Genomic DNA, 20,993 nt, shown 5'->3' with positions numbered 1-20,993 from the left:
CATGGCGGTGACAAAAGAACGGATTGATGGCGTTGTGATCGGCATTTTCCTGGGCTTCGGTGAGGATTCCCCCCTTGTGGTTTTCCCGGGCAATCGAAAGGAAACTGCCGTGTCGGCGCGAAGCCTCGCGGAATTGACCTCGGACATGATCGGCGCCGAGGTGGCACTGCTCTTCCAGGAGGGCGATCCAGGCCGGCCGCTGATTGTCGGGCGGATTGTTGACCCCGCGCATAAATCTGATGCGCCGCACGTGGTTCGGGACGGAGAACGTGTGAGGATCAACGCAAATGAGCGCATTGAACTTCGCTGCGGAAAGGCCACGATCATCATGGAAAAAGACGGACGCATCACGATCCGCGGCACCTACGTAACGAGCCATGCCAGCGCAACCAACCGTGTTCGTGGGGCATCGGTGAATCTCAACTGATGCCCATGGTTGTCCTGCGCGAGATCGTGCGTCAGCACGCGGAAATGGCGGCGTTTCTTTGGACCGTCTATGACCATCATTTGCTGCATCCCGACGAGAATCCGGATATGGACGAGGAGCGGCTCGAGCGCCTTGCCGAAAGGCTGGATGCTCATCTCGATGGCCTCCGGACCGCCGGCGATGCCGGACGGGAAATTGCTGAGGCCCTCTATGCCGAGTATCCCGAAGCGGGAGAGATGTTCGTCTTGCGCATGCTGATCGACGGCGCGCCGAAACGCGTTGCCGACCTCGACCTTGCCAAGGTGCGAGCGTACCTGTCGCAGAACGGCCATCAGTCTGGTGAGACGTCCGTAGTGTGAACCTTGTCTGCGGAGGTAAAGAAATACGGCCCCCGCTGTGCAGTTTCAGATAAGTCGAAGGCCGTCATCGTAGACAAGAGTCAGCGTCTTCCATCTGCGGCCATCGAACCGCCACGCCGTGTCGATGCCGGCGACGTACAGGAACTCGCCATCCGTGCGGAGGTCTGAGGCAATGCCGGTGTCCTCGAATGGCAGAAGCGCGTTGGCCTTTTCGATGTTCAGCCCGGCCTCGTCGCCCCAATAGGCATTGCCATTGAAGGTTCGCACGGAGAGATAAGTCATGTCGGCGGTAGCGGTTATCTCGGTTATTTCGTCATTTGCAATTCGAAGGCAGACGCCGTCATCGCCGGCGACCCTGATCTTGCCGTCAGGCGCGACGTCGATACCGCGCAACTGATCGTGCCGGTGTGTTTCCAAGGACTGCCAGCCTGCACCCATCAGGCGGTGGAGAGTGCCCATCTCACCGCATGCATAGATGCCGTGCTTGCGGTGTCCATGAATATCCAAGTACTCGTTGGATCCGAGCGGCGTAATCGCCTGCCATCGCGGCCCAACGAGCCGGAAGGCCACGCCGTCCGTGCCAACCGTGATCGGCCCTCCGGCATCCTCTGCCCAGACCTGCCTGAGGCTTTTGTCGCTGACTTTGTCACGTGTCCAAGTCGTACCAGCGTATCGCCAGATCCAGGTGGTCGCCTCAAGTGCGAACAACTCGCCAGAAGGCGCGGCTGAGAGCGCCATCAGCCATTCAGACGTTACCAGGGCACCACGGGATTTCTTGGGGTCGAAATTCTCGACGACGAAAATCACCGAGACAGTGGTGACGTAGTCGGCATCGCTGAGCAGGAACAGGATGGCCACTTTGTTGCCGCTCAACGGCGCAACCTGCAGGCATTCGATGTCGGTGTCCGGATCGGTTGCGAATCCCTCGAGGTCTTCTTTGTCCATCTTCATTCGCTTCGTCCTTTCCGGCTAGCAGGAAACTTTCGAGGGGGCTACATCCGCGGCTGTCACAACGACGGATTCCCCACCCGCCGCCTTCCTGAGGCGCTTTTTGGCGACTTGAACAAGACGAGCCTGATCCTTCGCCTTAGGGCAAGTCCCGTGGCAGGCTTTCTTGTCTTTCACCTCTTTCTCGGACTTATTCATGCTCTTCTTCAAGTATTCCATGTTCGCAGTCTTGAGGCATTCTGTGGCAGCGGCGTGCACGGCAGGCGGAATCTTGGGGTCGTCAAGGTTTTTCACCGTGCTGTTCACGCATTCGTCAGTAAAATCGCCCAGCTTGCCGGCAGAATTGTTGCTCAGCCAGTTGCGGGCATCCGCAGACTTTTTATTGTGCGGGGTTTTGCGCTTCTTGCCGACCACCTTTTTGCCGGGCGCGCCCGCAGCCTTGGCTTTTGCCGCTTCGCCCGCCATCCATTTCGCTTTCATGCAAATGCATGGCGCTTCTTTGTCGTCGTAGTCCTTGCAGCAGTCCAGAGTCAGGTCGCGCACACCTTCGGCCGTGAAGAACTGGACCTCAACGGTATGCTCCTTTTCATAGCCTTCCGGGCATTCCAGCTCCTTGTACGGCTTTATCTCGAGATCCGAGCATTTGAAGGTTGCCGGCGTGGCCGTAGCGACCTTCGGCATTGGAGGTCCGCCCGCGGTAGGGGAGGCGTGATCGTTCGATGAAATGTCGGTGAAACGGCTGATCGGCTCGCCATCCATCTTGACGTCGCCGGACCAGGCATGGGCGTATTCCTTGCCCGTATTGACCGAGGTGATGATGTTTTTCTTTGGCGCGCAGCCCGCCTCGTTGCCGCTACATCTGGTGTAGTAAGATTTGTTTTTCTGCGTGACAGTCTTTCCGCCGATCTTGACTGTGCCTGTTCCGTTGTCCGTGTCGCTGTCCATTCCAAACGTTGGATAGGGTACCGGGACGCCGGGCGGTGTTGCCGGAGTTTGTGGCGGGGTGAAGCAGACGTAAGGAAAGGCCGCGATGACCTGGTTAGCCTGCGCTTTGCAGGCAATCTCAAGACTATTGGCGTAGACGGTCATGCCCTTCTCCCGTAAGCGAACACCGCGGCGCCGCACGCACCTGCGTCGGAAGACGCCTCGATGAGGACCGGATTGCCGGCGGCATATCCTTTGCCGGCTGCGGTCCACGCCATGCCTACCATAAGCGGAACGGCTGCGGCACCGATGTTGCCCAGAGACTCCGCGGGCGACCATAGGTCCTGGAACTCATGGCGCCCCCGCAGCAGGCGGATCGAGGTCAGCGCGGTCTGCTTGAACCAGTATTGCTCGCCGATCAGGTCGGCGATGCGATAGCCGAGCCGGTTCATATCAATCCCGGTTTCGTGGAACGCCGCATCGTAGGCAGCCGTCATGCCATCGGCGCGCAACGGCAGATCTTGGTCGTTGTAAATAGAAGCCTCCTCGCGCGAAAGACCGAGGCCGAACAGCCGGAAACCGTTACCCTGCGGTCTCGAGCAGAGAATGGCCGCAGCGGCTTCGCCTGGAATGAAGCCGTTGGAATTGTCCGCCGTAAGCAAGCGGCGCTTGCTGAGGTAGTGGGAAATTGTTGATCCGGTCAGATAGCTGTCGACGCCTGCAATCATGACATAGGGAGCTTCGCCAGATGCAAGCAGTCTGCGCGCTTGATCGAACGCTACGTGCCCGGAAGGACGTCCATAAGCCACGATGCGAGAACGCAGATGAGGTTCGATCTCGACGATTTCGCTGATCCGGCGGAGCAAGGCGAGATTGTCCCGGACCGGGCGGCCGGGGCGATCCTCCTCCGGTAGGCAGAGGATGAGCGCCGTCTGCCCTCGAGCTTGCGGACGATTTTCGAACGCTTCCGATATCGCCCCTGCTGCTAGGTGGGCCATTCGTTTTTCGCCGATCCAGTTGCGTGGCAGCGGCACCGGCGCACCCGTAAGCCAGCCCGCGGGTGAGCCAACGAAACGGGTTTCCTGGAAGCCATCGAGCCGAGCGCGCATCGCTGCGCAGGCTGAGGGCGCGTCAAGGCCAACGGCCGTCACCATACCAACCGAAACGATCTCGACCGGGGAGGTCATGCTTCCTCCTCCTCCTCCTCCGGCGCCGTGCCGTTGGCGCGGATATAGGTGCGGCCTGTCGCGCGCGCCTTCAGCATTGCCGGCGTGGGCGGACCGACCCAGCACTCGGAGAAATCGAGGACGGTCCGCTGGATTCGCTGTGAGACGCGCCAGACCAGCGAGAAGCGACGCCTTTCGGGGTCAAGGAGGACGGTGTCGGGAAAAATATCACCTTCGTAGGCCTTTTGGTTCCCCTTGAACAAGGTGATGGGCAATGCAGTCGACGGCAGCCGAAAGCTAACACGCCCATCGGGCGTGAGGTTCACAAGCGCAATCTCCTCGCCGCCATGCGGGTGATCGATCTGCTGGTCCTCAGGCGCCATCTGGAAATAGCGTTCGTCGAAGTCCGGCGGCAGGAAAGGAAAAATGTTCTTCGTCCAGTTGTCGTCATAGGTGCCGCCATATTCGATGCGGCCAGGCCAGCCGCGGCCCATCGGCCCAAAGCTCATCGGCTTGTAGTCGCCGAAGGGCGAGCGGATTTCCTCGTTGACAGCTTGCGTGTTCGGTAGCCGCAGGCCTGGGATGAGACGCTGGTTCTTCGTTCGCGACCAGCCGGTGCCGACCGGGTTGTATTTGTAGCTGGCGGGCAGTTCGTCCTCCGGATCCAGGCGATCGATGCCGCCCCAGGCGACATCGTAAGAGATCGGCAGTTTCAAAAAGGGCTGCGGCGCCGTCGCGTTGAACACCGGTCCGATGGCGCGCCACTCGCGGTGGCCGACGACCTCGAGGAGCTTCGACCAGTTGCCGACTTTGATGCCGACCGGCACGCGCTCGGCTGGGCGCCCTCCCGGCGCATAGGCGCAGCCATTGGCGATGACATCGCAGCGCGGCTTACGGAAGGCGAAATCCGTCTCCCACAGCGTCGCCGAATAGCCCGGCACGCCGGTGTGCGTGTCGGCCATCACCAGCGGCACCTGCTCGGCCGATTTCTGCACCAGTCCGCCAGGCTTCTCAGGAAAGTCGAACGTACCCTTCACCACGACCACGAGCCATTCATGGCCGGCCTTGTCCATGCCCATAGTGAACTGGTGCGGATAGCCCATCTGGTTCCAGATCTGCATCAGCTGGTCTCCCAACCAGCCGCGAAAATCTGCTCCAGCACCGGCTGCGGCGCCTGCGGATCGACGTCGAAAATATCCGTATGCGCCGTCCATGCCACGAGGCCGTCGATGACATCGCCCTCACCCTCGACGGGCGGAATGGGCAGGGCCGCAAGCGCCGCGTCGAGTTCGTCGGGCGTCAGCTCGCCCCGTTGCGCGGCGAGGGCGGCATTCTCGATGCCGTCAAACCACCTATCCACATAAGCCAGCTTCAGCGGCGCCTCCGAAAGCCGGGCGACGACGCTGAGCGGGAACCGCCGGCCGACCCGGTCGGCGCTCTGCAGCACGATGCCCGCCGAGGCACCGAAGGAACCCGGGCCGGCCAGAAAACGCAGCGCCGTGTTCTGCGGCCAGGCTTCGAGCCCGAACAGTGGCACGATGTGCTGCGCCAGCCAGCGGTCCCACACGCGTACGAAATCGCCCGGCAGCCGCCGCGTCACGAAGTCGCCGGCGGCAGGCATCTTGCCGTAGAAGCCGGGCAGGATCAGATCTGCGGCGGACATGTGAACTTCTTGAACATTTCGAGCGTGTAGGGGTTCTCGACGCTGGCAGCCTTGAGCTCGAAGTCCGCCCACATCCCCTTTGTGCCGAGCCGCAGGCTGTAGACGTCGGTGAGCTTGGTCGCGTTGAAGCGGCCGCCGCGCAGCATTCTCAGCCACGCCCAGCTGCCGGTCTCGTTGAGCATCACTTCGGGCGAGCCGTCGACCGGCTGGAAGGCCAGCGAGATCACGCCGGTGCCGTCCTTGCCCGGCCATGTCATCGGCTGCGGCCTCGTCGCGTTGTTGTAGTAGACGAGGTTCTGGCCATCGAGGTTGAGCGTCACCCGCGCCACGTTGGGCGACAGGTCCTTGGGCTCCAGCGTAAAATTCATCACCGGTCCGGTGCCGCCGGGGAACAGATCGTCGCGAATGTGGCGCGCCTGCTCGAAGGCGGCGAGCGCCGCCGGGTCGAGACCGAAATCGGCGCGCCATTTCCATGGCTCGCTGGCGGTGTCGACATAGTTGATCAGGTGGTCGTTGGTGAAGGCGTCGATCAGCCCGGTCGGCCCGAACAGGCGCTGGAAGTCGCGCACATTGACGTCGACCGCGCTATCGGGGCTGAACGGATAACGGTTGTTGAGCGCGGCCTGGCAGAAGGGCAGGATGTCGGCGCGCCAGATGGCGTTGAGCTCGTTGGTGACGGCCTTCTGCGACAGGCCGCTTGTGTCGCCGGCAATTCCGCCCAGCCAGTCGTTGATCGGCGAGGGCAGGATCTGCGCCTGCCTTGCGACTGCGCCTGTCAGTTCGGCAAGGCCGCCCTGCTTCTTGATGGCGTCCTGCGGATCGGGATTGGCGGTCACCGTCTGCAACACATTGGACAGCGCCGTCAGCGCCACGATGGCGGCGTCGAGCGCCGGCGGCTGGCCGTCGACCTGGGCGATCGTGCCCTTGAGCGGCTTGAAATGCTCGGCCACGAGGCTGCCGGTCATGTCGACCTGGTCGGCCGAGCCCGCGCGGGGCAGGAGCTTCGCGCCCGTCTTCACCACCTTGCCCAGTTTGCCGAGCTTGCTGAGCAGCTTCGAACCGGTCTTGTCGTCGGCCGCCGCTTCGTCGGAGCGGGTCAGGTCGGTCTCCTGCACCACCGCGGTCAGCAGGCGCTTCAGCGCCGAATCGGCGCTGGACAGGTCCTTGAGGTTTTCGCTGGCGACGTTGAGGTCGGTCAGCGGCGCCAGCCGCATGTCGCGCAGGAAACTGTCCCACTGCGCGATATAGTCGTCGTAATAGAGCTTCAGTATGTCTTCCGACAGCGCCGAGACCGACGTCTCGGAATTCTCCGAACAGCCGCCGGCAAACACCGCGCGGTCGAGCGCCGCCTGTCCGGCGACATCCTCGACCCGGTCGAGGATCGCGTCGTGGAAGCCGGCATAGGTGTAGGGGCCCGGCACACCGACGCGCAGGGTCTTTTCGGAGCGGCGCGCGAACACCTTGGCGCCGTTCGGTCCGGCGAAATTGGCCGGCACCCATTCCTTGATCGCCGCTACTTCCGGGTCGGCCAGAAGCTGCTTGTAGGCGCGCTCCGGCAGCGAGATCGTGCAGACCGTCTTCAGTGCCTCGGCGACCAGCTCCTTGTCCGGCGCGACGTAGCTGTCGTCGACGGCCATGCGGCGGATCGCGGCAAGCTGGTGCTCTTCGGCGTCCGCGGTTGGGAAGGGTGCGGCAGGCGCAAATTGCGGCAGGCTGTTCACCCACCAGTTCTGCACGAAATCGGTGTCCATCTGCGACAGGCCGGTCATCATCCGGTAGGTCTTCAGCGCGCCGAGCATGAAATCCGGATCGCGGATCTGCCGCCACATCGTGGCCTCCAGCAGCGCGACCATATGCGGCTCGAGCACGTTGCGCAGGGCATGGTCGTAAGTGTCGGTCTGCGCGCGCACCAGCTCGGCCGAAGCGGTCGGACCGAGAAGGTTATGGATCGCATCCGGCGGCGCGGTTCTTGCCGCCGCCACCGCGTCCATCGCCGCCAGCGCGCCGTCCATGGCCGGCTGCTCGACCGCGGCCGGCGTGGCGGCGACGTCGGTCAGCGGCTGCTGCAACGCTTCGAACTGGCCGGCCTGTTCGGTGATCGCATTGCGGTTGTCGAGATAGGACCAGGTGAATAGCCCGCCGGCGAGCAGCGCCGCGAGCGCGCAGGCGGCCGCCGCGCCGCGCCAGATCCAGGCGCGGCGACGCTGCGCCAGCGGATCGAATGTGCCGAGGCCGGCTTCCTTGAAGATCACCTCGGTCAGAAGGTTCCTGAGGAAGAAGCTGCGCTTCTCCACACGTGCCGCCGGCATGGTGCGACGCGGCGGCAACCCGAAGGATGAGGACAGCGCCGCGGTCAGCCGGTCGATCGGCGCGCCTTCCTGTGTCGCCGAGGTCAGATAGAGGCCGCGCAGCCAGGCGGCCTCCTCGTAGCGGCTTTCGCCGAACATCGCCTCGACCAGCACCTGGATCGGCTCGGAGAGGCTGGCAAGCTGCGCCGGGAAGCGGAAGATCTCGGCGCGCTGGCCGAGCTTGTCCTCGTCTTCCAGTCGCGGCACCAGCCGCCGCTCCAGCTCGGCGGCCAACCTGGCCAGTTCCGTCTGGATCATGCCGGCATTGACGCGGGCGTCGAGCGGGAAAGTGGTTCCCCACACCTGCTCGCGCGCCGTGGTCGACAAGCCGCCGAAGAATGCTTCGAACCCTTTGATCAGGTCGGCTTTGGTCAGCATCAGGTAGACGGGCAGGCGGATCTCCAGCCGATCGTTCAGCTCCGCCAGCCGGCGGCGGATCTTTTTGCCATGCGCCTTGATCGCGTCGTCGCCCTCCGACAGCGCGTCGATCGAGAGCGCCACGATTACCCCGTTGAGCGCGCGGCGGCCCCGATGCTTCTTCAAGAGGTCGAGGAAACCCAGCCACTCCGCCGCGTCGACATCCGGCTGGCTTTCCTGCTGGACGTAACGGCCCGCTGTGTCGATCAGCACCGCGTTCTCGGAGAAGAACCAGTCGCAATTGCGCGTGCCGCCGACGCCCTGCAGGTCGTCCGTGAGGTCGATCGGGAAATTGAGGCCGGACTGGCGCAATGCCGTGGTCTTGCCGGTGGCCGGCGGACCGACGATCACATACCACGGCATCTCGCGCAGGAATTTTCTGCCGCCGAGCTTACGCCGCTTGAGCTCGGCCATTACCTCGCCGAACTTGGCGCCGACGGCGGCCACGCTTTCCTCGCCGGGCGTGAGCTGCTTTTCGGCGACGGGCGCTGCGATCTCGGCGACGAACATGCGGTTGGCGCGGATCGCGCGGCGCTGCGCGATGATCAGCCAGATCAGCCACAGGATGATCAGCCCGGCGATGATGGCGATGCGCACATTGTCCGATTCGAACGGCGCGTATGGTCCGATCTGCACGATCGGGCCGAACACCCAGATCAGCAGCGAAAGCAGCACGATTCCGATCAGCGTCCACAGAAAACGCGAGGTGATGACGGCCCAGAGGAAGCGCAGGATGAACATCTCAGAGCCTCTTCTCGATCAGGACCTCGACGCGCCGGTTGAGCGCGCGGCCCTCGCGCGTCGAGTTGTCGGCCACCGGATCGGTTTCGGCGCGGCCCTCGGAAGAGATGCTCTCTTGCGGCACGCCGGCTTGCACCAGAAGCTCGGCTATGGTTTCGGCGCGCGCTTCCGACAGACGCTGGTTGCTGGCCAGCGGGTTGGACTTTTGCAGGCGCACATTGTCAGTATGGCCGACGACGGTGATTTTTCCGATCAGCTCCTTGTTGTCCAGGATCACCTTGGCGATCGCTGCGATCAGCGGTTCATAGCCTTCCGTCAGCGTCGGCCGGGAGGACTGGAACAGCTCAGGATTTGAGGACTGGATGACCAGCTTGGCCAGCGAGACGCTCTCGGTGCCGCTGAGCGCTCCTTTGAGGTTGTCCGGCGCTTCGGCCTTGAACTCCGGCAGCAAAGCGAAATCGACCGGTTGCGGCTCGGGCGCGGGCGCATCCTGCTTAGGCGCGGCGCGGGTGACGTCGCCGCGCGAGGCCGGCGGCAGCGTGCGCACCAGCGCGGAGAGCTCGACCGCATGGCTGCTCAGGCCCATCGACAGGCCGATATAGGCGACTGCGGCGACGACGATCGCGGCAAGCGCCATCACCCAGATCGGCACGATGAAGCGCTGCGGCTCATCGGAGGCAATCACGCCTTTCCAGTTCGGCGACAGCGGTGCGTCCTCGGCGTCCGCGTTGCGCAGGAAGCGCGCCGCCGCCACGCGCACGGCATTGAGCGAACGGTCGCCGGCGCGGCCGGGCACGCGGTACTTGCCGCGGAAGCCGAGCGCCAGGCAGTAATATTGCAGCTCCAGCATCTCGCGGTCGCGGTTGGGATGCCGCTCCAGCTCGTCGAGGCGGGTGAAGAACTGGGTGCCGGCATCGACGTCGCCGCGCAGCATGACCACAAGCGGCTGGCGCGGCCAGGCACTGGCGCCGCCCCACGGCGTGTTGAGCGCGAGATCGTCGAGCAGCGCCGCCACGGCCCATGCGGCCTGGTCGGCGCGCTCCAGCGATGAGCCCGCTGCCACCGCCGCGTCGCGCGCCCGCACCAGTTCGTCGAGCAGGCGCGTGCGCATTACTTCCGGGTTCTCCGGCGCCAGCGCGCTTTCGAGTTCCGGCGCGAATTCGAGCAGCGGCGCGAAGATATCGATCAGCGTGTTGGGATGGGCACGCGCCCGTTTGACCGGTGCGCCCGGCGCCAGCAGCGCCATCGGCCGGGGCGCGGCTCCGGTCAGGCGGATGCGTGTTCGCTCGCGATCCTCCGACAGTCCGAAAGGATCATCCCGGCTCATGGCCTCACCTGTTCACCGAATAGCAGTCGACCTGCGGCTCGCTCGGCAGCACACCGGAAACGCCGATGACGAAGCCGGGGGCGTCGAGTAGCGAGGCCCAATGCTCGCTCTTCTGGTCCAACTCCAGGCACAGCCTGTCGCCGTCATACGGGATCTCGCGCGGCTGCGAATGCAGCGGCTTCAGCGGAATGCCCGGCAGGCGCGACTTCCAAAGGCCTTCGAACTGGTCGGCGGAGCCGACCGTCGCCTGGTTGACGAAGATCTTGCGCAGCGCGTCTTCCGAAAGCTCGGAGCCGACGCGGATGACGATGCGGCTGGCGACCAGCAGTTTCGGATTGTCGATCCGCACCTTCCACACATTGGTCGCGTGCCGCATGACCGGCAGCGCGCGCGATTTCGGCTCGATGTAGCGCAGGCTGAGAATGAGCGAACGCAAGGCGTCCGCCAGCGCCATATAGGCGGGGCCGGGCGCCATGTGGTCGTAGGCCGGCAATTCGCCGAGCCGCCGCGAGCTCGAGCCATAGGTCGCCATTTCGCCGGCGAGGCCGGCGAGCTCGAGATAGAGCTCGGCCGGATGGAAGACATCCTGCGCCAGCATATGCGCAAGGCGCGGCCGCGCGGCATTGGCGAGATGCAGCATCAAAAGGTCCTCGACGCTGCGGCCGGCCCCGCCCATCACCATCTTGCCATGCGCCTCGGCGATCTGGTCGAGGCCGGTGACGACCTCCTGCAGCAATTGCCGGTACCAGTGGACGGCGCCGGTGATCAGCGTCGGCGGCAAAAAGGCCTGGTCGAGCGAGACGCCGCCATCGGCGCGCACACCTTTGATGTCGGCGACAGGAAGCGCCGTGTAGCCGCCGACCGATTTGCCGGGCGCCAGCAGCACCGCTTGCGGCCGCGCGATCTCGATCTCTTCCGGATCGGCGCCGCCCTGCACGGCATCGCGCACCGCAACGATCTTGCCGTGGTAGCGCGCGCCCGTCGATGCGGCATGCGCCGGATCGAAGCCGACACCGCCGGGCGGCTCCAGCGGCAACGCGACCAGCACCGGCCCGGCGCCGGTGTCGGCCGTGACCGGCAGCGGCTTCGGCGCGTCCATCAGTTCCGGGATGGAGAAGGGCGTGCCGTCCGGGAAGATGCCCCGGGCGGACACGATCGACACCTGGCCGGCATCGAGCAGCGACTGGTCGAGCGTCAGTTGCTGGAAGCCGAACGTATGGAGCTGGCCGGCCTGCAAGGCGCCGCGCACCATCCCTTCGAAGAACCGGTCCTGCTGCTGGAAGTGCTGGGTCCTCAAGAAGAGTCCCTCGGACCACAGCACCCTGTTTGCGTCGCTCATGCCACTGCTCTCTTGCACTGCCGTGCTTGTCTCGTCGTCAGGCGGAAATGCCGCCCTTGCCGAGGCTGACGTTGACGGTGAATTTCGACCCCGGCGATACCGACTTGGTCGTGCGCCAGTTGCGTCCGCCGGGTTCGCGGATCAGCGCGACGAAGCCGAGCGCCGTCGCGTTCGGTTCGACCGTGATGGTCTTGGCCGCCGTCTTGCCCGGAGCGACCGAGATCGCGTCCGAACCGATGAGGTCGGCGCCCAGCGCCGAGCCGGCATCGCCCTGCAGCGCGAAATAATCGGCCGAGTTGAACTTGCCGGTGCTGGCAAGCCGCATCACCAGCACGGTCACCGGCCTGTCGCCGCCGCCCGGTCCCGGATTCATGCCGGCGCCACCGGTCACGTTGACCGTGATGACCGATGGTTTCGGCGGGCCGCTCTGGCAAGCCGCAAGCAGCCCCGTTGCGCCGATGGCAACGATGAATTCCCGTCTGTCGATCATGTCCCTACTCCTCTTCATATGCGTCCCTGAAGTCTGCGCCGATCTCGCCCAGGAAGCTTGATTCCGCGCTCTGGGCGATGTCGCGATGGCGTTTCTGGTAGAGCTCCCACAGCTTGGCATTGCGCCCGCCGGCGAGCAGGTTGCCGATCGCCGAATTGGACTTGAGCTCTTCCTCGATCGCGGCCGGATCGAAGCGGTCGATCATGCGCCGCAGCGCCGCCTGCACGCCGCGCCAGGCGCGCACGTGGTGCTGCGCGAGGTCCTTCACGGCGTCGCTGATCGCCGCCTCGCCGGAGAGGAAGCCGGGACTGCGTTCCGCGATGATGGTGACGATGACATCCTCGACCGTAGGCAGGAATTTGAGCGGGTTGACCTCGGAGGCGCCGACCATGGTCTGGGCGACGCGCGCGCTGCCCTTCTCCTCGGCGCGCTTGCGCAAGAGCTGCATCAGGCCGTCGAGCATCAGCCTGTATTCGCGCCCGAATTTTTCCATTTCGGCGACCGGGTCGCGTCCGGGGAAATCGGCCTCCTCGACGCCCATGCCGCGCAGGAACGCGGCACGCAATGCCATATCGCCGGGCGTCGATGACGTCGGGCGCGACGGCTTAGGAACACGGCGCGGCGGCGCGGACGCTTCGGCCTGCACCGGTATCTCCCATGGACGGACGGCCTTCGCCTTCTCTGCGGCCTTTTCGACGCGATCGGCTGGGACGGCGCTGTAGCCGGAAGCGCGCGCCGCGGCCGGCCCGAAGCTGAAATCATCGAAGCCGGACGGTTTCGCCACGGGTTCGGGCATATCGCTGCGCAACGGCATGTCGCCGAAGCCGAACGGATCCGACCGGCCGACGGCGGGCTCGTCGTTCGAGGCCGGCGTCGCCACCGGATCAAGGCTGAACGGGTCGTCGAAAGCGGGCGAGCTGCGCTGGTTGGAAGTGCGATCGTAAGCTCCGGGCACAGGCTGCTCGAACGGATCGGGCAGTCCTGCCGGGCGCGGCCGCTGCGGCTCCTCCTCGACCTTGGCCGAGAAGAAGTCGTCGCCGCCGATGCTGGCTGGCGTCCGCGATTGTAGCGACCATGCCGGCGCAGCATTGGCGATCGGCGCCTGACCGATCGACGTGTGGCCGGCCGCGGGATGCACCTCGACATGAAGCACATAGTCGCCCATGCGCAGCCGCATGCCGCTTTGCAGGCGCGCCGACCTGCCGGTGCCGAGCGGGCTGTCGGAATCGTCGATGAACAATCCGCTGCTCGACGTGTCGGTAACGTAATAGCCGTCGCGGCCGCCGCTGATCTTGCAGTGCGCGCGTGAGACGAACATGTCCGGATCATCGATCTGCCAGCCGGCATCGGCGCTGCGGCCGATCACCAGCTCGCCCTCGTCCAGCCGGGTCTGCCTGACCACCTGCGAGCGCGGGCCTTGTTCCAGGGTCAGCAGCAGGCTCATCAGGCTGCCTCCGCCATGTCCGGCCGCCAGCCGACGATGGTGCGCAGCCTGAGATCGTCGGCATCGCCCTTTTCGGCAGGGCGCGAAAGCCAGGACGTCCGGCCAAGCTGGATGGTTCCCATCTTCGGCGCGGGCACCGCGCCGCGCGCGAGCACGATCCTGAGATCGACGTCCAGCGCCTCGCCGATCATGTCGCGCACTGCCTTCTTGAACAGGCCAAGGCGCCGTTCTCCGGGTAGAAACGATTTGAAGTCGTCGAGGCTCAGCGGGCCGACGCGCAATTCGATCCGGCTCTGCCGGCTGAAGACGCGCGGGCCGATCGTTGCGCCGCTGCCGAGAGCCGCATAGGCCTTGCCGATGCGGCTCTGCAGCGCCGCGGGAATCGTGATCCAGGCGGCGACGAATTCCTTGATCTCAACCGGCACCTTGAAGGCCGTGGCGAGAAACAGCGTCAGCCGCTCCGCGCCGTCGACCTGGTTGGCCAGCGATCCGGCCTGGCGCAGCCGCACCGTATCGAGTTCGGGATCCTGCGTGCCGGGAAGGCCGATGCCGGCCATCGCTTCGAGCATAGCGCGCACGCGCCCGCCGACCGAACGTTCGACCTGCACCGCCGGATGTGCATCCGCCCATGCTCGGTAATAGAGTGCGATCATGCGATGCTGCAGGATGTTGACGAAGTCGACGAATGTCGTGTCACTGGTCTGCTCGGCGTCGGCGCCGGTGAACCAGCGCTGCGACAGCCGGTCGAGCACCCAGCGCGTCAGGTGCAGCGGCATCGGTCCCTCCGGCCCGAGCAGGCCGAGATTGGCGACGGTCACCCGCGCCGGAACCTTTTCGCCAGCATCCTGGAATTTGATCACGTCCCTGGCCGAGAAGCTCAGGCGCACATGCTGGCCGAGCCTTGCCGGCTCGCGGTCGGCGGTTCCGGAATGCCCGAACAGTCCACGCCGCTGCTCCAGGCGGCGCAGCAGCTCGAAGAAGTCGAAGCTCTCCGACAGCGCCTCTGCTTCATTCGGGGCCGGTTGCGCTAAATCAGGTAGCGATTGCCGGGCGTCATCGGCCATGGCACATCCTCCTGCTTCTGCAGCAGCCGCGTACGCGTCCGCACGAAACCATTTATCCCGGCATGGCGGGCGAACAGCCGCGCCAGCAGAGCCGAAAGCAGCAGTGTGCTCTGGCCCGCCAGAACCGACTGGTCGACATGCAGCGTCACCTCGGTGCCGCGTCCGAAACACATCGGTCCGTCGATCTTGAGCCGCTCGATCACCGGCCGCGAATCGATGCGGGTGATCGAATGCACGTTGCGGGCAAGGCTCGGGTCACCGCGATCGGCGTAGAGGTCGAGCAAGGCGTGCAGCGGATCGACGCCGCGGCCTTCCTTCGCGAGACTTAGGAAATTGAGCGAGAGCTGCGCCACCAGCCGCCAGGCGAGATTGTCGGCGCGGGATTCGCCTTCGGCTCCGGCCGGCAGTGCTGCCGGGATCGCCGGCTGCGGCGGCCGCAGCGCACCGAGCAACCGCACCGTTTCCACCGGATCGGCGGTCTCAAGCGTCAGCGTCGGCGTGTCGTCCAGGATCGGCAGGTCGCGGTTGGTGCAGAGCGCCATCACGTCGAGCCGCTTGAGTGGCCGGTTGGGTTGGCTGCCGGCCGGCCGCGAGACTGCGATAAAGACATCGTCGCCGGTGTAGGAGGTGCGGGTCAGGCCTTCGCGCCGCTCATCCTCCGTGGCCCGCCGCGGGCGCCGCTCGGCCGAATAGACCCAGCCGCTGCCGCGGTTCTGCCCCAGGCTGAACAGTTCGGGGATGGTCGCCTCGCTGCCTTCGGCATCGGCGTCTTCCACCCGGGTGACCCGGAAGACCTCGAAGTCGCGCGCCCGCGTGCGGTCGGCGTGCAGCACCTGGCGCGTGCGGCGCGGGTCGATCTCGATGATATTGCACTCGCGTTCGAAGAGATTGATGATCGGCGTCGCGAACAGTTCGAAATCGGCCACCGTCGCATCGGCGAGTTCCGGCACCGGACGCCGGAACAGGAAGATGATCTCCATCCCTGCATCGCACTTGCGCACCACCGGCTGCAGGCCGGCAACGCGCACATAGTGGAAGCGCTCCGGGATCATGAAATATTCGCGCAGCAGCCGATATCCCTCGAAGGTCGGCCGCGTGCGCGGCATCAGCGCTTCATCGTCGCGGATGCCGATCATTTCGGGTTCGGGCAGCGCGGTGAGCGGATTGGTCTTGCCTTCCGCTCGCGCGCCGACGGCCGAACAGGCGCCGAAGATCGCGTCGAAGATGAGCGGCGCCTTGGCACGTCCGGCGAAATAGAGGTCGAGACGGTCGAGCGACAATTCGCTGAGCTTGCCTTTTCCGGTTCGCGCGAACGCGATGCGGAACGCCGCTTCGCCGCGCACGCCGCCGACCGGCGCGATGCCGGCGGCGGCCAGCGCGCTGCGATCCTGGAAATAGCTGACTGAGGTGATCGCGATCGGCCACAGCGTGACCCCTTGCGCGGTGGTGAAAGTCGAGCGCGTCGAAAGCCCCGGATGCAGGCCCGAGACCAGCCGCGTGCCGCGCGCGACGGTGTGGCCGGCGATCATCGACTGCACCTGCTGTCCGGGTTTCAGCACGGCCATCGCCGTCGCCGGCGCCGGCGTAACCAGGTCGGGATAGAGCACGTCGAGCACGGCGCGCGAGAAGCGCGAGCGCTCGGCGTCGACTTTGAGCCGCGTGCGCGCAGCAAGGAAGGCCACACCGTCGAGCAGCCGTTCGACATAGGGATCGGGGCAGGGGACGGTGTCGAGGGAAAGGTTGCGGGCCACCGCCGGATGCATGTCGGCGAATTCCGCGGCCAGCGCGCGGATATGGGTCAGTTCCTCTTCGTAATACTCCACGAAGACCCGATCCATCTCAGGTCTCCCGGAATTCGGTTCGCGCCAGACCGTTGTCGAGATTGATCGTGGTGCGCAGCCGCATGCGTTCCGGTGTCGGCGTCATGATCAGCACGGCGTCGATCTCGATCTTGAGGCCGACGGTCTTGTCGCCGAGCGTGACATTCACGGTCGTGGCGCTTTCCTTGAGACGCGGCTCGAAGGTGGCGAGCACCGCGCGGATCTCGCGCGCCAGGGTATCGCGGTCGAAATCCCGCGACGAGCGGCCCGAAAAGGACGGCACGCCGTAATTCACGACGCTGCGTCGCACTTCCGGAAAGTCGGCAAGCGGCGGCAACTCATCCAAAGGCTGTTCATGCTCGGCGTCGGAAAGCATCGGGACCGACTCGAAACGCTCGGTGTTGAACAGGGCCTCTATGTCGCGCCGGACCGCTTCCTTGAGCACGCGTGCCGACACCACCACGCCGCGGTTTTCGATCTCGGCGCGATGCTCGGTCTGGAACACCAGCCTGTGCAGCCGCCGTTTCTGCTCGGACGTCAACTCGGGATCGGCATCGATGGCGCGCGCGCTGCCGGCAAGAAGAGCCCCGACGCGCTCGGCGCCGAGTTCTTCGTCCAACAGACGGCGCAGCCCATCGATCTCCGACGTCAGCCCGGGCAGATCGTTGACGAGGCGGTCCCAGAGGGAGGGCTGGACCGCCTCGCGCTTTGCCCGAGAGCTGCCGGCGAGCTGCGCCTTCGCGCCCGGCCGCTTGGCCTCACTTGCCGACATAGACGTCCATTTCGATCTCGTCGTCCTTGTCGTAGACGAACTTGATTTTCTTGTAGGCGAAGCTGACCTCTTCCTCGATCAGGTCTGGCTCGTCGTGCGCCTGCCGCATGTCGTATTCCATGATCGAGGCGTCGGTGAGCGTCACCACCAGATAGTCGCTGGTCTCGCCGTCGATGGTGCGGCGTGCCGAGAACACCACCTCGTCCAGCGCCTTGTTCTCGAACAGTGCCTTCTTCAGATAGGGCGACGACTTGTCGTAGTGCTTGAAGAATTTGATCATACCCATCGACACGCGGCCGCGTCGCGAGAGCGAATTCGGGTCGTAGGGCGCGATCATCTTATAGTCGACGCCATGGATCTCGATTTCGTCTTCATGGCCGTCGCGCTTGCTCGGGCCTTTGATGTCCGGGACTTTCAGGAAGCCGTCGATCTTCGTCGAAGGCGCATCGGTTCTCTCTGGCATTGTCTTTCTCCACCGCTACGAAACAAGATGACTTTACTTACGATTTCAGCCCTTCACCGACGGCAGTTCCGACACCAGCCGGAGCGAGGCGTTGATGCCTTCCAGCTGGTAGTGCGGACGCAAGTAGAAACGGGCATTGTAGTAACCGGGCCGGCCCTCGACGCTGTCGACCTGGACCTCGGCCGCGGCGAGCGGGCGCTTGGCGCGCGCCTTGTCGTCGGCGAAGGCAGGGTTGGCCAGCACGTACCGGTTGATCCATTCGGTCAACCAGATCTGCATGTCGGTGCGTTCCTTGAACGAGCCGATCTTGTCGCGCGCGATCGCCTTGAGGTAATGCGCGAAGCGCGACACCGGGAACAGGTAGGGCAGGTTGGCGCTCAGCCGTTCGTTCGCCTGCGCGTCCGGATCCACCAGGCGCCCGGCCCGCGTCTCGTCGTCCTGCAGCGAATGCGCGCCGATGAAGGCCGCGAGATCGGTGTTCTTGCGATGCAGGATCGGCATCAGGCCGAGCTTGGCCAGTTCCGCCTCGCGCCGGTCGTCGATGGCCACCTCGGTCGGGCACTTCATCGCGATCGAGCCGTCGTCGGTCGGGAAGGCGTGCACCGGCAGGTTGAGCACCGTGCCGCCATTCTCGACGCCGCGGATCTGGGTGCCCCAGCCATAGAGCTTGTGGCTGCGGTTGATATTGACGCCCATCGGGAAGGCGGCATTCATCCAGACATATTTGTTGTGGTCGCCACCCACTTCTTCTTCGAAGGTGAAGCCCTTCACCGGAACGGTTTCCGAGCCGTAGGGCAAACGCGCCAAAACCCGCGGCATGGTGAGCCCGATATAGCGTGCGTCCTCGCTCTCGCGCAGCGACTGCCATGAGGCATAGGCCGGGTTGTTCACGATCATCTGCAGGTCCTGCGGGTTCGGCAGTTCCTGCCAGCTGTCCATGCGGAACAGCCGCGGCGAGGCGGCCGCGATGAACGGCGTGTGCGCCGAGGCGCAGACGCCGGAAATGTTGCGCAGCAGGCCGACGTCGCGCGGGTGGTTTGAGAACTCGTAGGCGCCGATGATGCAGCCGATCGGCTCGCCGCCGAGCATCGAATACTCGTCCGTGTAGACCTTCTTGAAGATCGGGCTCTGGTCCCACATCTGGCCTTCATAGTCTTCCAGCGTGTCGGCCAGCTGCTCCTTGGAGATGTTCATCACCCGGATCTTCAGCTTGGTATCCGTCTCGGTGTTGTTGATCAGGTACCAGAGGCCGCGCCAGGTGCCTTCCATCTCGCGCACTTCCGGCGCATGCAGGATCTCGTTGACCTGCGTCGTCAGCATCTTGTCGATGCCGGCGATCAGAGACTTGATCGACTTGATCGCATTGGAAGAGATGGTCGTGGTCTCGGAGCGCGATTGCGCGGCCAAAGCCAGGTTGCGCACCAGCTGCTGCAGCTTCTCGCTATCGTCTTTCTTGACCTTGAAATCCTTTTCAAGGAGTCCGCTGAATTCGCCGAGATCGATGGCTTCCGCCTCGGCGGTGGCGGCTGCGGTCTTTTGCTGTTCGGCCATGACTTACTCCTCGCCCTTGCCGTCATCCATCGCCTGGCTGGCGATCTTGCTCAGCAGCGGCTCGTTGTTCAGAAGCTGTGCGATGCGCTTTTCGGCGTCGACGCGGCCGTCCATGAAGCCCAGCAGCTCCTCGAGCTGACGGCGCATCTTCAGGATTTCGGCCAGTTGCGGGACCTGCTCGGCGATCTTGTCCGGCGCGAAGTCACCCATCTTCGAGAAGGTGAGATCGACCATGAGCTCTTCCTCGCGCTCCTGGCCCTCGGCCTGCGGCAGCGTGTTCTTCACCCGCGCCTTCACGCGTGGCCCCATCGCTTCCATGAACTTGGGGAAGCGGTTGGCGTCGGTTTCGACGAAGTTGCGGTCGAGGACCGACTTCGACGCTTCCTTGGTCTGCGACGCGCCGGCAAGATCGGCCATCACGGCCATGACGAATGGCAGTTCGATCGTCGTCGGGCTGCCGTAGGTTTCGACGTCGTAGGCGATCTGCACGCGCGGCGCGCGGTTTCTTTCGATGACCTTCGCTTTGCTCTCTGCTGGCATGCTTTTCTACCTTTCATCCTTCTGGGCCGGCTTCTTGGGATCGGGGACACCGGCAAGCAGCCGGAATTCCTTCAGCCCCGACGGGGCGAGATCTTCCATCAGTTCCACGAAATCCATATGCACCATCCGGCGCACGCGCCGGGCGAGATGCGGGATGGGGCTGGACGGCTCGGTGCGGTCGTAGAAGGCGACGACGAGGTCGAGGCATTTGACGACTTCGTCGCGCGAGTTGATCCGGTCCGGTAGACCGGTGCTCGCTTCCACGGCGCTTGCCACACTTGCCATCGTCTCGGCTCCATGACCGTTGCGGGCGGGCATTGCTGGTTCCGCCGCTGCCTGCGGAACGGGTTTCGCGGCGCCGTTCGCCGTGGCGCCGGCACCGGAATTCCGCTCCAGCGTCGTCAACAAACGCTGCAGGAACTTCTTCAATTCCGGAACGGTGGCGCCATGGCCTTCGATGCGGGCATTGAGCGCTGCGTCCACCGCGTCGAGGGCGGCGATCGCGGCACGCGCGTCGGCGAGCAGCGACGTCATCGCCTCGCCGGCCTGATCGATTTGCGCCACGCACCCGGCGCGCACGCGGTTCAGCAACTGGTTGTGTGCGCTTACCAATGCGGCCTTTTCGGCGGCGTTCAGCCCCGAGGCCGCTTCCTGCAGCATGACGCGCTCGTCGAGCGCGCCCTGTTCCAGGTCGCGCCCGCTGATCGGCCCGACCTGGCGCGGCGAAAAGAAAACGGTCCCGCGCAGGCTAGCCAGCAGGCCTTGCTGGGCGTTCTGGAGATCAAGGAGCGCGTTGATGCGGCGCAAGGCGGCGTCGCGCGGCGGCGCGTTCGCCCGCAATGCCGGATGCATCGTGTCCCAATGCTGGTCGAAGGTCCTGGCGATGAGCGTCAGGCCCTGGGCGAGGCCGGCCAGCCCTTCCTCGTTGGCCAAGGCCCGCACGACGATGACCAGCAGGCGCAGGTCCCGGCCGCGGGAGCGCAGCTCTTCGGCCTTTTCGAGCACCGCCGCCCAGTCGACCGGACTGGATTGCGATGTGGGCTTGCCGTTGCCGTCGTAAACAACCTTGAGCTGAGGCTCGGTCAGGCGCTCCAGCTCATGAAAGGCCGGGTCGCTGCGCAAATCCTCTCCCGACGGATTCTCACCGTTCAGAGGATTCAGCCAGAGTGCGAGATCAATCACACCAACCC

The 20,993-nt window shown here is 64.8% G+C and carries 19 protein-coding genes; 2 read left to right on the top strand and 17 right to left on the bottom strand.

The window, feature by feature from the left end:
• Nucleotide 1 precedes the first annotated feature (1 nt).
• Complete coding sequence (locus tag LB553_RS10135; RefSeq protein ID WP_224512811.1) at nucleotides 2-427, top strand: DUF6484 domain-containing protein; 426 nt, start codon at nucleotides 2-4, stop codon at nucleotides 425-427.
• Nucleotides 427-786, top strand: a complete 360-nt coding sequence (locus LB553_RS10130) for a hypothetical protein (RefSeq protein ID WP_224512809.1) — start codon at nucleotides 427-429, stop codon at nucleotides 784-786. The genes LB553_RS10135 and LB553_RS10130 overlap by 1 nt, the downstream gene beginning before the upstream one ends.
• 45 nt (nucleotides 787-831) lie before the next feature.
• Here LB553_RS10130 and LB553_RS10125 read toward each other — a convergent pair whose 3' ends face one another.
• From LB553_RS10125 to tssA, 17 genes are read right to left on the bottom strand one after another with little or no spacing between them, the layout of a single operon-like run.
• Nucleotides 832-1,737: a hypothetical protein gene (locus tag LB553_RS10125; RefSeq protein WP_140844106.1), complete on the bottom strand. Its 906-nt coding sequence runs from the start codon at nucleotides 1,735-1,737 to the stop codon at nucleotides 832-834.
• Between the two features lie 18 nt (nucleotides 1,738-1,755).
• On the bottom strand, nucleotides 1,756-2,823 hold the full coding sequence (locus LB553_RS10120) for a PAAR-like domain-containing protein (RefSeq protein ID WP_224512806.1): 1,068 nt from the start codon (nucleotides 2,821-2,823) through the stop codon (nucleotides 1,756-1,758).
• Entirely contained in the window at nucleotides 2,820-3,845 is a 1,026-nt protein-coding gene (locus tag LB553_RS10115) for a beta-ketoacyl synthase N-terminal-like domain-containing protein (protein ID WP_224512805.1), read from the bottom strand. Before LB553_RS10115 ends, LB553_RS10120 begins: the two co-directional genes overlap by 4 nt.
• Nucleotides 3,842-4,945 carry a DUF2169 domain-containing protein gene (locus LB553_RS10110; RefSeq protein ID WP_224512803.1) on the bottom strand — a complete coding sequence of 368 codons (1,104 nt, stop codon included), beginning with the start codon at nucleotides 4,943-4,945 and terminating at the stop codon, nucleotides 3,842-3,844. Before LB553_RS10110 ends, LB553_RS10115 begins: the two co-directional genes overlap by 4 nt.
• Entirely contained in the window at nucleotides 4,945-5,487 is a 543-nt protein-coding gene (gene tagF / locus LB553_RS10105; RefSeq protein WP_224512801.1) for a type VI secretion system-associated protein TagF, read from the bottom strand. Before tagF ends, LB553_RS10110 begins: the two co-directional genes overlap by 1 nt.
• Entirely contained in the window at nucleotides 5,469-8,993 is a 3,525-nt protein-coding gene (tssM, locus tag LB553_RS10100; RefSeq protein ID WP_224512800.1) for a type VI secretion system membrane subunit TssM, read from the bottom strand. The genes tagF and tssM overlap by 19 nt, the downstream gene beginning before the upstream one ends.
• A 1-nt stretch (nucleotide 8,994) precedes the next feature.
• Nucleotides 8,995-10,320: a type VI secretion system protein TssL, long form gene (gene tssL / locus LB553_RS10095; RefSeq protein ID WP_224512798.1), complete on the bottom strand. Its 1,326-nt coding sequence runs from the start codon at nucleotides 10,318-10,320 to the stop codon at nucleotides 8,995-8,997.
• A 4-nt stretch (nucleotides 10,321-10,324) separates the two neighbouring features.
• Nucleotides 10,325-11,659, bottom strand: coding sequence for a type VI secretion system baseplate subunit TssK (gene tssK, locus LB553_RS10090; RefSeq protein ID WP_224512796.1), 1,335 nt, complete (start codon nucleotides 11,657-11,659; stop codon nucleotides 10,325-10,327).
• Between the two features lie 37 nt (nucleotides 11,660-11,696).
• Complete coding sequence (tssJ, locus tag LB553_RS10085; protein WP_224512794.1) at nucleotides 11,697-12,149, bottom strand: type VI secretion system lipoprotein TssJ; 453 nt, start codon at nucleotides 12,147-12,149, stop codon at nucleotides 11,697-11,699.
• A 4-nt stretch (nucleotides 12,150-12,153) separates the two neighbouring features.
• Nucleotides 12,154-13,593 carry a type VI secretion system-associated FHA domain protein TagH gene (gene tagH, locus LB553_RS10080; RefSeq protein ID WP_224512792.1) on the bottom strand — a complete coding sequence of 480 codons (1,440 nt, stop codon included), beginning with the start codon at nucleotides 13,591-13,593 and terminating at the stop codon, nucleotides 12,154-12,156.
• Entirely contained in the window at nucleotides 13,593-14,657 is a 1,065-nt protein-coding gene (tssG, locus tag LB553_RS10075) for a type VI secretion system baseplate subunit TssG (RefSeq protein ID WP_224512789.1), read from the bottom strand. The genes tagH and tssG overlap by 1 nt, the downstream gene beginning before the upstream one ends.
• Nucleotides 14,621-16,495 (bottom strand): type VI secretion system baseplate subunit TssF, encoded by a 1,875-nt coding sequence (tssF, locus tag LB553_RS10070; RefSeq protein WP_224512787.1) that lies wholly within the window; start codon nucleotides 16,493-16,495, stop codon nucleotides 14,621-14,623. Before tssF ends, tssG begins: the two co-directional genes overlap by 37 nt.
• A gap of 1 nt (nucleotide 16,496) precedes the next feature.
• Entirely contained in the window at nucleotides 16,497-17,249 is a 753-nt protein-coding gene (gene tssE / locus LB553_RS10065) for a type VI secretion system baseplate subunit TssE (protein ID WP_224512785.1), read from the bottom strand.
• Nucleotides 17,236-17,712 carry an Hcp family type VI secretion system effector gene (locus tag LB553_RS10060; protein WP_224512783.1) on the bottom strand — a complete coding sequence of 159 codons (477 nt, stop codon included), beginning with the start codon at nucleotides 17,710-17,712 and terminating at the stop codon, nucleotides 17,236-17,238. The genes tssE and LB553_RS10060 overlap by 14 nt, the downstream gene beginning before the upstream one ends.
• Before the next feature lie 45 nt (nucleotides 17,713-17,757).
• Entirely contained in the window at nucleotides 17,758-19,263 is a 1,506-nt protein-coding gene (tssC, locus tag LB553_RS10055) for a type VI secretion system contractile sheath large subunit (RefSeq protein ID WP_224512782.1), read from the bottom strand.
• A 3-nt stretch (nucleotides 19,264-19,266) separates the two neighbouring features.
• Entirely contained in the window at nucleotides 19,267-19,803 is a 537-nt protein-coding gene (gene tssB / locus LB553_RS10050) for a type VI secretion system contractile sheath small subunit (protein ID WP_095765809.1), read from the bottom strand.
• A 6-nt stretch (nucleotides 19,804-19,809) separates the two neighbouring features.
• Nucleotides 19,810-20,985 carry a type VI secretion system protein TssA gene (gene tssA, locus LB553_RS10045; RefSeq protein ID WP_224512780.1) on the bottom strand — a complete coding sequence of 392 codons (1,176 nt, stop codon included), beginning with the start codon at nucleotides 20,983-20,985 and terminating at the stop codon, nucleotides 19,810-19,812.
• Nucleotides 20,986-20,993 lie beyond the last annotated feature (8 nt).

The organism is Mesorhizobium sp. CA8, assembly GCF_020164955.1.
In the GTDB taxonomy this organism is placed as follows: Bacteria; Pseudomonadota; Alphaproteobacteria; order Rhizobiales; family Rhizobiaceae; genus Mesorhizobium.
The sequence above is the reverse complement of the archived record's forward strand: the minus strand, read 5'-3'. Positions and strand labels throughout refer to the sequence as shown.

Excerpts from the sequence above, each read along its gene's own strand:
- LB553_RS10135 (WP_224512811.1), top strand. The coding sequence starts at position 2 with ATGGCGGTGACAAAAGAACGGATTGATGGCGTTGTGATCGGCATTTTC.
- LB553_RS10130 (WP_224512809.1), top strand. The coding sequence starts at position 427 with ATGCCCATGGTTGTCCTGCGCGAGATCGTGCGTCAGCACGCGGAAATG.
- LB553_RS10125 (WP_140844106.1), bottom strand. The coding sequence starts at position 1,737 with ATGAAGATGGACAAAGAAGACCTCGAGGGATTCGCAACCGATCCGGAC.
- LB553_RS10120 (WP_224512806.1), bottom strand. The coding sequence starts at position 2,823 with ATGACCGTCTACGCCAATAGTCTTGAGATTGCCTGCAAAGCGCAGGCT.
- LB553_RS10115 (WP_224512805.1), bottom strand. The coding sequence starts at position 3,845 with ATGACCTCCCCGGTCGAGATCGTTTCGGTTGGTATGGTGACGGCCGTT.
- LB553_RS10110 (WP_224512803.1), bottom strand. The coding sequence starts at position 4,945 with ATGCAGATCTGGAACCAGATGGGCTATCCGCACCAGTTCACTATGGGC.
- tagF (WP_224512801.1), bottom strand. The coding sequence starts at position 5,487 with ATGTCCGCCGCAGATCTGATCCTGCCCGGCTTCTACGGCAAGATGCCT.
- tssM (WP_224512800.1), bottom strand. The coding sequence starts at position 8,993 with ATGTTCATCCTGCGCTTCCTCTGGGCCGTCATCACCTCGCGTTTTCTG.
- tssL (WP_224512798.1), bottom strand. The coding sequence starts at position 10,320 with ATGAGCCGGGATGATCCTTTCGGACTGTCGGAGGATCGCGAGCGAACA.
- tssK (WP_224512796.1), bottom strand. The coding sequence starts at position 11,659 with ATGAGCGACGCAAACAGGGTGCTGTGGTCCGAGGGACTCTTCTTGAGG.
- tssJ (WP_224512794.1), bottom strand. The coding sequence starts at position 12,149 with ATGATCGACAGACGGGAATTCATCGTTGCCATCGGCGCAACGGGGCTG.
- tagH (WP_224512792.1), bottom strand. The coding sequence starts at position 13,593 with ATGAGCCTGCTGCTGACCCTGGAACAAGGCCCGCGCTCGCAGGTGGTC.
- tssG (WP_224512789.1), bottom strand. The coding sequence starts at position 14,657 with ATGGCCGATGACGCCCGGCAATCGCTACCTGATTTAGCGCAACCGGCC.
- tssF (WP_224512787.1), bottom strand. The coding sequence starts at position 16,495 with ATGGATCGGGTCTTCGTGGAGTATTACGAAGAGGAACTGACCCATATC.
- tssE (WP_224512785.1), bottom strand. The coding sequence starts at position 17,249 with ATGTCGGCAAGTGAGGCCAAGCGGCCGGGCGCGAAGGCGCAGCTCGCC.
- LB553_RS10060 (WP_224512783.1), bottom strand. The coding sequence starts at position 17,712 with ATGCCAGAGAGAACCGATGCGCCTTCGACGAAGATCGACGGCTTCCTG.
- tssC (WP_224512782.1), bottom strand. The coding sequence starts at position 19,263 with ATGGCCGAACAGCAAAAGACCGCAGCCGCCACCGCCGAGGCGGAAGCC.
- tssB (WP_095765809.1), bottom strand. The coding sequence starts at position 19,803 with ATGCCAGCAGAGAGCAAAGCGAAGGTCATCGAAAGAAACCGCGCGCCG.